We start from the raw sequence: 13,114 nt of genomic DNA on the forward strand, positions 1-13,114 counted from the left end.
TACGGAGATCTGCGGGGCAGTGCGTGTGGGCGACCTAGGAGCACCCCGATCGACAATATTAGAACTAAAATTCGAATACGAGGCGCACTCTGATGCCCTTAGGAGGCAGCTGCTGGTCAAACCCGTTGTCAGTGGCCCCACTTAACATCGCCCGGGTGTGGACCAACCTGGATCGGCCGGGTTGGCTGGGGGTTGGCATGACTGCCAGGCCCCCCGCTTGCTTAACGGTTTGACTGCAAGGCGTGGGTGGGGAAGCTAGCTTCCTCAGGGTTGCAACTTCGTTTGTGGACAATCGAGTTGGGGGACAGTCGATGCGGGTTTCGGAGTACTACTCTTTGGGTCGGACGCAGGGGACGCTTGACTTCGTCGATGTCGATACCGTTAACGATATTCAGGTCTACGTCGACCCTAGCTCGATTCGCTACCTTGAAGACGACTGGGGCAAAGAGTGCCTGACGATGCTCACGACCTTCTTTGATAGCGTCCTGGATTCCGTCCGCGCGAAGGACAAGAGCCGTACGGTCTCACTCTTGAGTCAACTGCGTGAGCCGAACGAGACGCACTTGGGAATTTCTCGTGGGCCGAGCGCTGGTCGCGGGTTCGGGGCGAAAATGGGAGTAGCCTTTGCAGAAAAGCTGGCAGAAAGCGAGGCGGCCAGGACCGGCCTAATTCAGGACCTGGAGGATACTGCGTTCTTCATCGACAGCGTCGATAAAGATATTATTTCCGACGTCACGACCAATATCATCCGCGGCCCGCTAATCTCATACACGCAGCAAATGGCCGAGCTATTCGGTATTCCGCTGGAGCGCGGAGTCGTCAGCGGACCGGTGTGGAATCCTGTATCCCTTGAGTGGGAGAACGGCTTCACTGAACTACCCACGCCTGACGGCAATAAGCTGCTGCTCGTTCCCAAGGTCATTGTGCGTCGGTCAATGCACATGTCGCGGAGTGAGTACTACCGGAATCACCTGGTTCCGGTGCTGCAGGAGGAGGAAGCCGACAGTGCCAGTAGGGGGCTAGCAAATACTGTTCGTGGTCGAGTGTGGGTGACCAAGAAGGAGATCGCGAAGAAGTATGGCAGCACCAAACCCGACGTCACCCGGGAAACGCTCAAGCGCCCCTCGATCTACGAGCACTATCGCGAGGTGAAGAGGGAGGTGACGCCGCGTCCGCTGAGTCACCGCGAACTCTCTGTTACCGGCGACTCCCCGATGCCCGACTTTGAGGCACTCTTGAGGGTGGTTCTGGATACCCCTACGGGGCCGGCCGATGCCACCCGGTACCACAATGCAGTGGAAGCTCTGCTGAGTGCTCTGTTCTACCCTTCCCTCTCGATGCCCGAGAAGGAGGATGCGATTCACGATGGACGCAAGCGAATCGATATCTCATACACGAACGTAGCCAAGGACGGGTTTTTCCGCTATCTGGCTAATCACAAGATTCCGAGTCGGTACGTCGTGGTGGAGTGCAAGAACTACGGCAGTGACGTTCAGAACCCCGAACTCGACCAGATCTCATCTCGCTTCTCTCCTCTCCGTGGCAAATTTGGCATCCTCACGTGCCGGTCGTTTGAAAACAAAGAGTTGTTCCTGAGGCGCTGCCGTGACACGGCGCTGGATCGACGCGGCTACGTCATTGCTCTCGATGACGAGGACCTCACGGCGTTGGTAGCAGAGGCTGTTAAGTCGCTGAACCCTGCTCCGATCGATCCCGATGATCCGAACCCTGAGCCTACGCGGCCCGTCTCCGATTATCCGCTGCTGCATCAGCGACTCAAGGAACTGCACGGTTAGGTCGTCTCTGCAGCAGATCGAGGGATTGAAACCTCACGAGTCATGCCAGGCTCTGTCTAGGTAAGTGAGACACGCCGGTCGTCCTTCCCTCGTGGTTTTCTGGAAAAGCAAGACGATGGCGGCAGGGTCGCAGTTGATGCTCTCCACAACGGCGACTCCGCTGTCATCCCGTCTGCCGTCGACACCCACGAAGTGATAGCGGGGCAGGCCTCTGGGGCCCAGAAGCGTGGTCTGCTATGGCTTGCCTGGGTCGACGGCAGGCGGGATAACAGCCCCCACACCACAAACCGGCCCGCACCCGCAGTGCTGGCCCCGGTCCTCCCGGAACCTGAGCACCCCCGCCGGGGGCATGGTTCTGACCTTGGCCCGGGCGGCGTCGGCGCTGTCCCGCGGGTGGCCGAGGGTCGAGTGTCTTCGGCAGCGGTCTGGCTGGCCGCGATTCGGACGAGAAGGCGGCCGGCGGCTGAGGCTGACTCGGCCCCAAACCCAGAGCGGGCTGTGGTGTACCGCGGAGTTGAGGGAGTCAGCCGGAGTGGTGGGTTGCCTCATCAGACCCGCGCTGTGTGGTACGCGGCCGGCGGCCGGGTAGGAGCGGGGCGCAGACAGAAGCCCAGGCCCGGGCGGCGGGCGCGCTCGCCGCGCTGTGCGCGGCGGGTGCCTTGATGCAGCGGGGAAACTCTGACCAACGCAAACCACGAGGGCTTTCAGGCGATCACTTGGCCAGCCTCACCCCCCCCTCGCCTCGGGCCTTTGGCTCCGCCGCCTGCCCTCAGCGCTCCTGCTAGCCAGAGGTTGGCTACGACCACGATCGTTTTGCATGCCCATCACCCGCCCTGGGCACTCTCGGGGGTGCTGACCTTGCGATGCCCTCACGTCAGATCAGGAGAGAGATGAGCATGGCTGAGCCCTCCGCGATTCCCCCCGACTACGCTGGTCATCACCAGCCGACGAATGGGGAGAGTGCTCTGAGGATGGGACCGAAGTCGACGAGGGTCTACCAGACGATCCGGTCTTGGATCGAGTCGGGCAAGTACGGCCCCGGCGAAAAGCTTCCCTCGGAGCGGACCATGAGCGCTGAGCTGGAGATCGGGCGTACCGCCCTCCGCCAGGTACTCGCACGACTGGCGAGCGAGCGGCTCATCAGGGCGTACGACCGCAGTTCGTACCGCGTCGTGGGTGGCGAGACCATCCCGACGCCGGCAGAGCTGGAGCCATGGACGATCCACGGCAGCAGGCCTGTCTACGAGAACCGGTGGGTGAACCTCGACCTCGTCGAGGTAGAGCCGCCCGGGGTCGAGCGGTTCGAGCACCACGTGGTGCGCCTCCACCATGTGGCGATCACCGCTGTGATCGACGAGCAGCAGCGCGTCTTGATGCTCTGGCGTTACCGCTTCGTCCCGCAGCAGTGGGGTTGGGAACTTCCCGGCGGGATCGTGGACGAGGGCGAGAACGCGGCGACCACGGCGGCGCGGGAGACCGAGGAAGAGACCGGCTGGCGTCCGACGAACGTCGAGCACGTCGTGACGTACCAGCCCATGATCGGCATGGTCGACTCGCCTCACGAGATCTTCGTGGCACGTGGTGCGGTGAAGGTGGGCGAACCCACGGACATCGAAGAGGCTGGGACGATCGCCTGGGTACCTCTGGCAGACATCCCCGCACTCATGGCCGAAGGGAAGCTAATGGGGTCAGGAACCCTTGTCGCCCTCCTTCACGTCCTCGCGTCGCGACCTACAGCCGCCCCGTAAGCAGCTCCACACGCCGGCGATGCCGCACGGACCCCGTGCGGTTCGCCAGCAGGCGCGCCTGTTGAAGGTTCGAGCGGGCCTCGTCGAACTCGCCGCGGGCAAGGTGCGCCTGCGTCAGGTCACTGTGCAGACCTGCCTTGGCACGGACGAACGTGGGGTCCGTCGTCTGGAGTGAGACGTAGAGGTCGTCCATGGCCGAGCCGTCGCCTAAGAGCGCCAGTACGTTTCCTCGCCAGCGCGCCAGGTGGTCAGCATTCAGGAAGATGCTCAGCATGTCCGGGTCGCGGGCATCCGCACCCTCCGGCAGCGAGGCCGCCGCCCGGTCGAGCGCATCCCTGGAATCGTCGTGCATGCCGGCAGCGGCGCAAAGCTCAGCTTCGGCCGCGCTCAGCCATGCGCGAAGGCGTGGCGATTGCCGGTCCGCGTGCGTACGCTGGGCGTCGCGAATCAGCTCCACCGCCATCTCGGGTCGGCCAGCATCACCAAGGACGTATGCCTGCTCACCCATGGCGTGAGCCAGGTATTGGGGCGCGTCCGCATCCTGCGCGGCTCGTTTCGCCAACTCGTAGTGCCGCCAGGCACGCTCCACAGAACCGGCGTCCAGTGCCTGCCAAGCCGCCAATGTCGCTGCCCCAGCCAATGCCGTCGCGATGGGCCGACGCGTTCCTGGCAGGACGGCGAAGGTGAGCGCATCCTCCATCCTCGCCAGATGCCCGCCCATCTGGTCTACCAGGCCGGACGCACCCATCTGCCGGTCCATGGTCCGTAGCAGCTCGGTCTGGTCCATGAAGGTGCTCACCATGGAGTCGCTGACGCTCCGTGCCGAGTCGATCCGACTCAACAGGTCTTCGTAGCCGTCAGCTTGCTGAGGGACCGCATGTGCACGCTCCCCGCCCAACTCGGCGTCCGTAACCCCGAGGAGTCGCCGGAGGATCACGGCGTATCGCTCCGTGATGGCCCGTCGGCCGTTCTCCCACTCCGACACGTAGGTCTTCAGGCTCGCGCTGGAAGCGACGTTCAGCATGTGCTGCCGCGCGTAGCGCTCGATCTCGAAGATCAGCCGCTCCTGCGACCATCCCCGCGCCGTACGGACATCTCGTAATCCCTTGCCCACGTGCATCGCCTCCGATGGCCGTGCCACCTGCCAGGGCTTAACTAAATCGCCGCAGGTGGGAGCGGGTTAACACCCTTGAGGTTAACCCCTGTTGGCTACCGAGACCCAGGGTCTGGGCCGTTTCCTGAAGTCACACCGGAAGAACATCGGCAGGCCCGAACGAACCAAGGGCTTGCACCTGGTGCGCACCAGATGCCATGCTTCTGGTGCGCACCAGATGGCTCGTAGGGGCCCGACTCTGAAGTGCACGCAGTACCTCTTGGCGTCCGGCGTGTCCCGTTCTTACGGGATCCCTTCGGGGTTACCGCGCCCGTCGGAGAGCCACTGGCTTCACTTTGAGAACTCAACAGCGTGATCCACCGCAGCAGGACGGCCGTGACCGCACCGGCCGAGGCGAGTGGAGACCAGCCGATCGAGAACGGGCCCGCGTCACACCCGGGCCCCACACCCCCATTGGGGGGACACGCCATCGGCTCTAAAGAACCGCCCGGCCAATGGCCGCACGACCTCCAGGGACAGGGATTGCCTCTGGAGTGAGCGGCGCCGGGTGAGCAGTCCCACCTCTGTCCAGCTCGACGTTGAGGAGTGTTTGTGGACCGCATAAGACCCTTGGCCGCCGCTGTGCTGGACCGGCATGGCGGTGTTGCCCTTCGAGTCACCTGACCTTGCCGCACACGTGCGGCCCGGTTGCCTCCTCTGCCCGTCCGGCGCCCTTCGGGTGTCGTACGGGCGGGGTGGTAGGGAGTCGGAGCCCCCGCTCCTGTCCGAAGGAGTTGCTGTGAACGTAGAGATCGTCTCGTTCGGCTACCTCCACGCCGCGCCGCCCGCGGCTCACCTCACGCTCGACCTGCGAAGCCACTTCCGGGACCCGCACGTGTCGCCGAAGTTGCGGTACCTCACCGCCGAGGACGAGCCCGTACGTCATGCAGTGCTCGCCACCCCCGGAATCGTGCCGCTCATCACCGCGACCCTGCTCGCCGTCGACGCGTTCGCGGCCGGACCGGGCGGCGGCCATCTCGTCCTCGCCACGGGGTGCCAGGGCGGGCGCCACCGCGCCGCCACCGTCGCCCTGACCGTCGCCCACCTGCTCACGGGCGCCGGGCACAAGGTCACTCTCCACCACCGCGACCTGCACAAGCCCGTCGTCAACCGCTGAACCCCCAACGCAGTGCGGCCCCCGGCGCTGGAACGCCGGAGGCCGCTGAGTCCCGTTCCTCCTCAGAAGGAGCAAAACCCATGAAGCACATCGCTGCACTTCGGGACGTTGTTACGCCGTGGTCCGACGGTCTGGAGCCGTCGGACGCGGAGCTGGACGCGATCGAGGCCGAGATGGACGTGGTCCTGGCCGAGGTCGAGTTGCTGGACGCGCTGATCGTCCTGCTGGACCGGCCGGCGTCGGAGTTCGACGGCCGCCGGATCCGCCGGGCCCACAACCGGGTGCTGGCCGCTCGCCGGGACGCGGCCAACCGCGCCACGGGTACGCAGGTCTCGGGGGACGCGGCATGAGCGAGCGCACCGGATCCGCCCACGCCGCCCTGCTGGAGGCGATCGTGGAAGCACTGAACCTGCCGCTGCCCTCGATGGCCGAGGGGGACGAGCGGCTCTACTACGGGCTGCTGGAACGCCGGGCCCTCGCCGTGCGGATCACCCTCCAGGCGAACCAGACCGTCAGCCGGGACCCGCGGCTGGCCGCGGCCGCGATCCGCACCCGGACCGCTGAGGAGCCCGTCACCTACACCCCGTACGAGTTCGACAAGGACGGGGAAGACCGGTGACCGGCCGCCCACTGACGGGAGCACAGAAGTGCGTCCTCGGTATCGCGTTCGCTCCGATGCTCGCCACGGGCGCGGCCGGGGGCTACGGCACCTACTCCAACATCAAGGGCGCCTACAACTCCGGCACCGCCCTCGGCGCGGTAGCCGCGGGCGAAGGCGCGACCGCTGTCCTCGCCCTCGTGTTGCTGGGGCTGACGATGCTTGGGCAGTCCTCCCCGGCCGTAGTCCGCGCCGGTCTGTGGGCGCTGCCGGCGGCCGCGTCGGTCATGTCCGCCGTCGCTGCCCCGGACGGGCCCCGCACGGTCATCTACGCGATCACCCCGCTGGGCATGTCAGTCGCGGCGGAGGGCATGGCGTTCCTGGCCCGCCGGATCGTGGTTCACATCGACGGCCGGGACGCCGAGGCAGAAGCCCGGGCGGCGGCCGTGGTCCAGGCCCTGGCCTACCACCGCGCCCGCGCCGCCAACCACCCCGACGCGAAGATCCGGGAGCGTTCGGACCGGACGTCGTGGCGCCTGGCCCGCAAGGTCGGCACCGCAGACGTCACGCTCGGAGCGCGGCTGCTGGACGTCCAGCGGGAGCGGATCGCCACCGGAGCGGACGTCGCCCTCGGCGACATGTTCGCGATCACCGTCACACCCCCCGCCCAGCCCGTCACGGGTGGCCGTGACGCCGTCACGGCAGCCGTGACTCCCGCCCTCCCCGCAGCACCCGAACCAAGTGGTGCGGAAGTGGCCGTCACGGGTGGGCGTGACGGGGAAGGCACGCAGGTCAACGACCCGCTGACCGATCCGGACGGGGAGGGCGTCACGCCTGCCGTCACGCCCGTGACGCTCGACGAGGTCGCCGCCATCGCCGGAGTCTCCACCCCGCTGATCGGGGAGGCCCTGACCGACGAGCAGATCGTGGTCGTCCTGCGGTTCCTGCGCTACTCCGCCGACCCGCCCCTGTCCTACCGGCAGACCGTCACCGCGTTCCGCGAGTCCGGATTCACCGGCGGCGAAGCACGCATCCGGGGCGCCTGGGCCACCCTCATGGCCCAGGAAGAGAGCCCCCGATGACCACGCTCCCCGTCTACACCTGGCGCCTGGCCCCCGACGGCCTGGCCACCCGCCGCCAACTCCGCGCCGCCGGCCTCCGCCCCGGCGGGCAGGACGTCGTCGCTCAGGTGGAGCGGCCCCGGTACCGGCGCGGGCCGCTGGTCGCCTTCCTCTACCGGATAGAGCTGGCCCGTCCGGTCCGGCCGATGACGCCGGCCAAGGCCGCCGCGCTGGCGAAGGCGAACGCGGCCCGCCGTACCTGCCCCCGCTGCTCGACCGATGCCGGGTACGTCATCCCGGCCTCGCTCGGCATGTGCGTCCCCTGCGCCTACCCCGATGAACAGCACGCCGCCTGAACCGCCCCCGGCTTACCGGGGGCGGGCTTCACCGACCACACCCACACAGCACTGGAAGGAGGAACCACCGTGTCCGCAATCGACTGGGACGAGGAGTTCACCCGCATGAACCCCGAGACCGCTGAGAAGCCCAGCACGTCGTCCAAGTTCTCCGTCAAGCTCGGCGGGGTCCGTCGCAACACCGCCGCTCTCGCCGTGTGCGGCACGATCGCCGTCCTCGCCGTGTGCGGAACGGTCGTGGCCGTCACCAGCATGCAGAGCGACCAGGCAGCCCAGGACCGTGCTCGGGCCCAGGAGAAGGCCGCGAACGCCCTGGTCGAGGTCGAGGCCGACAAGCAGCGAGCCCAGACCGAGGAAGCTGCGGCCAAGGCCCTCTACGAGCGGGAGATGACCGTCTACCTGGAGTGCATGAAGATCCGGGCGGCGGCGGTGGCCAAAGCCTCCTCCTATGACGTCTCAAGGATCGCCTCGTGCGCCGCCCCGACCCTCGGTGGTCCGGCCCCGAAGAAGCAGGAATCCACCACCGAGTCGGGTGGCGACATCACCTCCAGCCCCTGGCTGTGGGTGGCCCTCGTAGGCGGCGGTGGCCTCTTCGCCTACAAGAAGCTTTCCACGCCCGCCAGTTCCTCCGGTTCCAGCGCTGCCGTCTCCGCGAACAACAAGGGATTCACCTTCGAGAAGGGTGCATGACATGACGCTCCAGTTCTTCGCTCTCGCACTGTTCTGCTGGGCCCTGTTCTTCACCTTCAAGAAGACCAAAGGAAAGCAGATGGCGATCTGCGTGATGCTGATCGTCTCCGGGATCTTCCTTCCGTACACGCCGTTCAGCGACGAAATCCGAGGCACCCTCGAATCGGTCTTCAACACGGCGAACACCACCGTCAGCAACGTCGGCACGTCACGCTAGGCGACCATCCGCACGGTTACCGGTTACCGGTTACAGGCCCCCAGACACCGCCTCGACCCCGACCCAGGGGCCACGAACGGCGTCCACAGGGGCTGTAACCGGTAACCGGTAACCGCTAACAGCTAACAGCTACGCAGTGTCACTGAGGGAGGCTCGTGGAACTCCTCATACTCCTCGCCATCACGTACCTCGTGGGCGTCGACAACACACACGACAAATACGAGAAGGCGGGAATCAAAAACCCCCCACCGAAGTCGAAATCCAAATGGGAACCGACCAAGGCCCCGGACACCTTCCGAAACGCCTCCTATAACGCGGCGGCGAAAACACATTACGGGCTCCTCGCGGGCGCCCACTGGGCCGGTGGCCTGCGCGACGGGTGGCGCTCCGCCTACCTGAAAAAACCGAAACCTGCTCCTTCCGGTTCGTCCTCCGGTACGGCTCCTTCGGGATCCTCCGGGCCCCTGTCGGGGGCCACCTTTCCACCGAAGCCCAGCACACCCCCGACGGCTTCAGCGCCGCCGCCGGAGTCGACCGCGCCCCCCGCACCGCCGAAGCCCACGACGCCCCCGACCCCGCCGACGGCCGCGCCCCCTACTGCTGCGCCGGATCCGACGATCCCGCCGCCCGGCACCGTCCCTCCGCCTCCGACCGTCACGCTCCCCGACCACATCCGGAAGGACCCCGCGATGCAGCCCAGTCCGCCCGTTCCGCACACCGCGACCGTCGACGCCAAGGGCGTCCACGTCACCACGGCCGCGGGGAAGTCCCGCACCTACAGCAGCGGCGAGGTCATCAACCTCACCCAGGTCATCGACCTCGCCGAAGGCGCGGCCACCCTGTGCCAGTCCAGCGCGGAGTCCGCCCTGGAGCTCGTGGACGAGTCCACGGAGCTCGCGACGGACTGCGACGTGCTGATCGCCGAGATCACGGAGAAGGGCGTCGGCGCGAACCTCATCGGCAAGTGCGAGCACCTCAAGGAGCAGCTGGAGCTCCAGGCCGCCGCCGCCAAAAAGTTCCACGACCAGATCCAGGGCGGCGAGGAAGCGTGCCGGACCGCGTCGCAGAACGCCGAGGTCCGCCACGGCGCAATCTTCCGGGCCGTGGCCGACTCCCCGCTGACCAAGCCCGCCGAGCGCGACTTCTACAACGCCCGATAGAAGGAGAGGCCCGCATGTCTGTCACCGAATCCCTCAAGGACGCCGCGAACTACGCGGTGCTGCGTACCAAGCTCGCCTGGCTCACCCACCAGGTCCACGTCCACGGCGAGACCGTCACCAAGCTCGCCGCCGATGTCGACGAGACCGCCGAACAGATGCAGGACGCCTCCGAAACGATGAAGGCCCTCGCCGTCGACGACGCGACCACCGCCGAGTTCGCGGACGCGGCCGTCACCATGACCAGCGCGAAGGAAGCGGCGGGCGAGTACACGGCCGCGGCGGACAGCGCGGCCGCGGCCGCCGACGACGCGAAGACCACCGTCGAGTCCGACCACGGGGGCATCGCGGACGCCGTGGACACCTCCCCCGTCGAGATGGCCGAAGCGGCCTTCTACGCCCAGCAGTAAGGAGAGCCAGGACCATGGGGCCGACCCGAACACAGTTCATCCAGTACGCGCCCGCCGCCCTCGCGGTGGCAGCCGCCGCCGCCGGCCCCTGGTCCGCCCTCGCCGCCGCAGCGGCCGGAGCGGGGGCGTGGGCCATCAACGCCTCCGCCCCCGCCATGCGCTCCCTGATCGCCTGCGGGATCACCGGCACCGGCTGCGGCATCGCCGCCCACGAGATCCTGGCGTCCGGCATAAACCCGCTGTTCGCCCTCGCGTTCGCCGTCCCGGCCGGGGCGGCCGCGCTGGCCCACCACCGCAACACCGCCGGCCAGCTCCCCGCGCTCCCCGCCACGACGACCGCAGCGGGGCAGAGCTCGCAGGCGCAGATCATCACCGCCTACTGGAAGGAGTTCATCTCCGGCCCCACCCAGACCGAGGGCCGCAAGCTCATCCAGGCCGGCGCCGAGCTCGCGCAGCTCGTCCTCGACGTCGGGGACGACCACGTGTCGTTCACCGGGGTCATCACGCTGCCGCAGGGACAGCAGGTCCGGGTGAAGGTGGCCGACATCGCCGCCGTCTACCAGATCCCCGTCTCCCAGGTAGAGATGGGCGACCCCAAGCACTACGCGCCCAACGCGCTGCCCGTCCTCGTCCACCTCAAGAAGGCAGCGGCCGCGCCGGAGATCGTGGCCGGAGTCGCGACGACTCCCGAGCAGCTGTGGGCCGCGCACGTGGGCATCCCGGAAGGGGCGATGCCCGGCACCACGCTGACCCTCACCCGGTACGACGGTCCGCTGGACTGGGAGGGGATCGCCACCCGCGATCGCAGGGCGATCGGGATGGTCAACATCCAGGACCTCGCCGGGAACCTCGACCTGGAGACGATCCAGGTCGCTCTCGCTCCCACCGACAAGCCCTCGCAGATGGGCGTGCGCGTGATGAAGGAACACGCGCTGATGCACGGCACGATGCTCTCCTCGGTCGTGGACGAACTGGCCATGGACTCGCGCGGATACGTCCGCCTGGGAACCTACATCGACGCCAACGCCGCCCTGATCCCCCTGGCCCAGCCCGGCTCCGGCGCCCGCCACCTGTACCTCGTCGGCGGCTCCCGCTCCGGAAAGTCCGGGATCCTGGAGCAAATCCTGCTCTCCGCGCACAAGTCGCGTATCGCGGTGATCCTGGCGTCCCCGCAGGCCGGCACCATCGCCGGTGCCGGACTGGCCGCGTACTGCGGTGACGGCCTGGACGAGGCGATGGGCGCCCTGCGCCTGGCCTACGCGATGATGCTCGACCGCGAGGCCCGCTACCGCTCCCCGTCCTTCCCCTTCACTGACCCGCTGATCGAGTTCGTCATCGACGAAGCGCACATGCTGCTGTCGGTCTCCTCGCCGTACCACGCGGAGGCCAAAGCGATCGTCGAGCAGCTCACCCGCCGATCCCTCAAGCGGGGCATCGGCGTTGTCCTGGCCACCCAGACCCCGCTCGCCGAAGACCTCGGCAACTCCACCGTCATCCGCTCCCAGCTCCTCATCGGCGGCGGCGCGGTGTTCCTCCGTTGCGCGAAGGGCCAGGGCTCCCTGGTCGGCGCGAACGCGGTCGAGGGCGCGGAGGGCATCGACCTGTCGAGGATCCCCTCCTCATGGCCCGGCCAGTACCAGAAGGTAGCCGACCGGGACATGACCGGCCTGGCCACCGCGGCCGCCGCCGGCCCCGAGGACGGCACCTTCGGCCTCGGCTACCTCCTCACCCCCGGATCCCAGGCCGTCCAGTTCCGCTCCCTGCACCTGGACGTCCCGCCCGTCTCCCTCGCCGGAGACCCGACCCCCATCGCCGTCGAGGACTGCACGGCCTGGCGTCACCAGGAGGCGATCGCGCAGACCCCGCTCGTCGACCAGCGCGGCAAGAACCTCGTCGGCAGCCTCACCGACGTCCTGCACCGAGCAGAGCAGGGGCCGCCCGCACCACAGCAGCAGCGCGCCATCGCCGCGGGCCCCCCCGGCCCCGCGGCCCCGTCCGACGGACAGGAGCTGATCAAGCCGCGCATCCTCGGACTCCTCCGGGAGCAGTCCATCCCCATGACCGCCGAGACCATCGCCCGAAAGCTGGGCACATCCGCGAAACACATCAAGCCCCGCCTATCCGAGCTGAAGAAGCGGGACGAGATCACCAACGAGAACGGATTGTGGAGGGCAGCATGAGCACCCCTACCGACACTCACTTCACCCACATCGACCCCGACCTGTACGCGAAGGTATTCGAACTCCTCGACCCCGCACCGGAACCCGTCGCCCCCGCTGCTCCCGCACCGGTCTCCTTCATCCTCGCCACCCCGCCGGTACGCGTGGCCGGGGCGGTCGAGAAGACCCTCACCGACGCCTTGGCCTTCCTCGACACCCACGGCTGGGCCAAGCACAGGCTCATCCACCCCGAGGGCGCCCGCTGCTCCATCGGCGCCCTGCGCGCAGCGGCCGGCGCCCGCAACAACGCCTACCGGGACGCGGGCAACCTCCTCCTGGACGAGGCCCGCCAGCAGCACGGCAAGCGGTGGGAGTCCATCCCCTCCTGGAACGACTCCCACACCGGAGCGCAGGTACGTGGCGTGTGGGAGGCCGCTATCCGGCGCGCCCACCACATGAACATCTGACCGGTCTGGAGAAGTACTTGTCGTTCTCGTTCACCAACCCCAAGCCGAACAACGAGCCCTCGTTCTCCTTCACCGGGCCCAACCCGGCCGACCTGGACGAGCAACTCCAGGCGATCGCCGACATGGCACACGAAATCCTCCGCCTGGTCGCCGAGGTCCGCGGGCAGATCAGCAACTGAGCGCCC

General features: G+C 67.5%; 15 protein-coding genes. 14 read left to right on the forward strand and 1 reads right to left on the reverse strand.

Annotated features, from left to right (window positions below; translation table 11 throughout):
• Window positions 1–284 precede the first annotated feature (284 nt).
• Together BGK67_RS10890 and BGK67_RS10895 are read left to right on the forward strand one after the other, a co-directional pair.
• The gene (locus tag BGK67_RS10890) at window positions 285–1,796 is read left to right on the forward strand and encodes a hypothetical protein (protein ID WP_244291185.1); all 1,512 of its coding nucleotides are present in this window, start codon (window positions 285–287) and stop codon (window positions 1,794–1,796) included.
• A gap of 971 nt (window positions 1,797–2,767) precedes the next feature.
• A complete protein-coding gene (locus tag BGK67_RS10895) occupies window positions 2,768–3,544 on the forward strand; it encodes an NUDIX domain-containing protein (protein ID WP_079154585.1) in 777 nt (258 codons plus the stop codon).
• Here BGK67_RS10895 and BGK67_RS10900 read toward each other — a convergent pair.
• Window positions 3,528–4,658: a helix-turn-helix domain-containing protein gene (locus BGK67_RS10900; protein WP_107488954.1), complete on the reverse strand. Its 1,131-nt coding sequence runs from the start codon at window positions 4,656–4,658 to the stop codon at window positions 3,528–3,530. The two genes, BGK67_RS10895 and BGK67_RS10900, sit on opposite strands and share 17 nt — an antisense overlap.
• Before the next feature lie 778 nt (window positions 4,659–5,436).
• On the opposite strand from BGK67_RS10900, the gene BGK67_RS10905 reads away from it, so the two are divergent.
• From BGK67_RS10905 to BGK67_RS38825, 12 genes are all read left to right on the forward strand, one after another.
• Window positions 5,437–5,814 carry a RapZ C-terminal domain-containing protein gene (locus tag BGK67_RS10905; RefSeq protein ID WP_069919889.1) on the forward strand — a complete coding sequence of 126 codons (378 nt, stop codon included), beginning with the start codon at window positions 5,437–5,439 and terminating at the stop codon, window positions 5,812–5,814.
• An 80-nt stretch (window positions 5,815–5,894) separates the two neighbouring features.
• Window positions 5,895–6,164, forward strand: a complete 270-nt coding sequence (locus tag BGK67_RS10910; RefSeq protein WP_069919890.1) for a DUF6284 family protein — start codon at window positions 5,895–5,897, stop codon at window positions 6,162–6,164.
• Window positions 6,161–6,433, forward strand: a complete 273-nt coding sequence (locus tag BGK67_RS10915) for a hypothetical protein (RefSeq protein WP_069919891.1) — start codon at window positions 6,161–6,163, stop codon at window positions 6,431–6,433. The genes BGK67_RS10910 and BGK67_RS10915 overlap by 4 nt, the downstream gene beginning before the upstream one ends.
• A gap of 56 nt (window positions 6,434–6,489) precedes the next feature.
• Window positions 6,490–7,494, forward strand: coding sequence for a hypothetical protein (locus tag BGK67_RS10920; protein ID WP_244291448.1), 1,005 nt, complete (start codon window positions 6,490–6,492; stop codon window positions 7,492–7,494).
• A complete protein-coding gene (locus BGK67_RS10925) occupies window positions 7,491–7,829 on the forward strand; it encodes an RRQRL motif-containing zinc-binding protein (protein WP_069919893.1) in 339 nt (112 codons plus the stop codon). Before BGK67_RS10920 ends, BGK67_RS10925 begins: the two co-directional genes overlap by 4 nt.
• Window positions 7,830–7,898: 69 nt before the next feature.
• Window positions 7,899–8,519 carry a hypothetical protein gene (locus tag BGK67_RS10930; RefSeq protein WP_069919894.1) on the forward strand — a complete coding sequence of 207 codons (621 nt, stop codon included), beginning with the start codon at window positions 7,899–7,901 and terminating at the stop codon, window positions 8,517–8,519.
• A 1-nt stretch (window position 8,520) separates the two neighbouring features.
• Entirely contained in the window at window positions 8,521–8,736 is a 216-nt protein-coding gene (locus BGK67_RS10935; protein ID WP_244291186.1) for a hypothetical protein, read from the forward strand.
• Window positions 8,737–9,425: 689 nt separating this feature from the next.
• A complete protein-coding gene (locus BGK67_RS10940; RefSeq protein ID WP_069919896.1) occupies window positions 9,426–9,896 on the forward strand; it encodes a hypothetical protein in 471 nt (156 codons plus the stop codon).
• A 14-nt stretch (window positions 9,897–9,910) separates the two neighbouring features.
• Window positions 9,911–10,303, forward strand: coding sequence for a hypothetical protein (locus tag BGK67_RS10945; protein ID WP_069919897.1), 393 nt, complete (start codon window positions 9,911–9,913; stop codon window positions 10,301–10,303).
• Between the two features lie 14 nt (window positions 10,304–10,317).
• Window positions 10,318–12,483, forward strand: coding sequence for a type IV secretory system conjugative DNA transfer family protein (locus tag BGK67_RS10950; RefSeq protein WP_069919898.1), 2,166 nt, complete (start codon window positions 10,318–10,320; stop codon window positions 12,481–12,483).
• Complete coding sequence (locus tag BGK67_RS10955) at window positions 12,480–12,929, forward strand: DUF6197 family protein (protein ID WP_244291187.1); 450 nt, start codon at window positions 12,480–12,482, stop codon at window positions 12,927–12,929. The genes BGK67_RS10950 and BGK67_RS10955 overlap by 4 nt, the downstream gene beginning before the upstream one ends.
• 17 nt (window positions 12,930–12,946) lie before the next feature.
• Window positions 12,947–13,108 carry a hypothetical protein gene (locus BGK67_RS38825; RefSeq protein ID WP_167739515.1) on the forward strand — a complete coding sequence of 54 codons (162 nt, stop codon included), beginning with the start codon at window positions 12,947–12,949 and terminating at the stop codon, window positions 13,106–13,108.
• The last annotated feature ends 6 nt before the right edge of the window (window positions 13,109–13,114 follow it).

This window comes from Streptomyces subrutilus, assembly GCF_001746425.1.
Classification (GTDB): Bacteria; Actinomycetota; Actinomycetes; order Streptomycetales; family Streptomycetaceae; genus Streptomyces; species Streptomyces subrutilus_A.

Coding starts and splice junctions, on each gene's coding strand:
- BGK67_RS10895 (WP_079154585.1), top strand. CDS start 2,768: ATGGGACCGAAGTCGACGAGGGTCTACCAGACGATCCGGTCTTGGATC.
- BGK67_RS10910 (WP_069919890.1), top strand. CDS start 5,895: ATGAAGCACATCGCTGCACTTCGGGACGTTGTTACGCCGTGGTCCGAC.
- BGK67_RS10915 (WP_069919891.1), top strand. CDS start 6,161: ATGAGCGAGCGCACCGGATCCGCCCACGCCGCCCTGCTGGAGGCGATC.
- BGK67_RS10920 (WP_244291448.1), top strand. CDS start 6,490: ATGCTCGCCACGGGCGCGGCCGGGGGCTACGGCACCTACTCCAACATC.
- BGK67_RS10925 (WP_069919893.1), top strand. CDS start 7,491: ATGACCACGCTCCCCGTCTACACCTGGCGCCTGGCCCCCGACGGCCTG.
- BGK67_RS10935 (WP_244291186.1), top strand. CDS start 8,521: ATGACGCTCCAGTTCTTCGCTCTCGCACTGTTCTGCTGGGCCCTGTTC.
- BGK67_RS10940 (WP_069919896.1), top strand. CDS start 9,426: ATGCAGCCCAGTCCGCCCGTTCCGCACACCGCGACCGTCGACGCCAAG.
- BGK67_RS10945 (WP_069919897.1), top strand. CDS start 9,911: ATGTCTGTCACCGAATCCCTCAAGGACGCCGCGAACTACGCGGTGCTG.
- BGK67_RS10950 (WP_069919898.1), top strand. CDS start 10,318: ATGGGGCCGACCCGAACACAGTTCATCCAGTACGCGCCCGCCGCCCTC.
- BGK67_RS10955 (WP_244291187.1), top strand. CDS start 12,480: ATGAGCACCCCTACCGACACTCACTTCACCCACATCGACCCCGACCTG.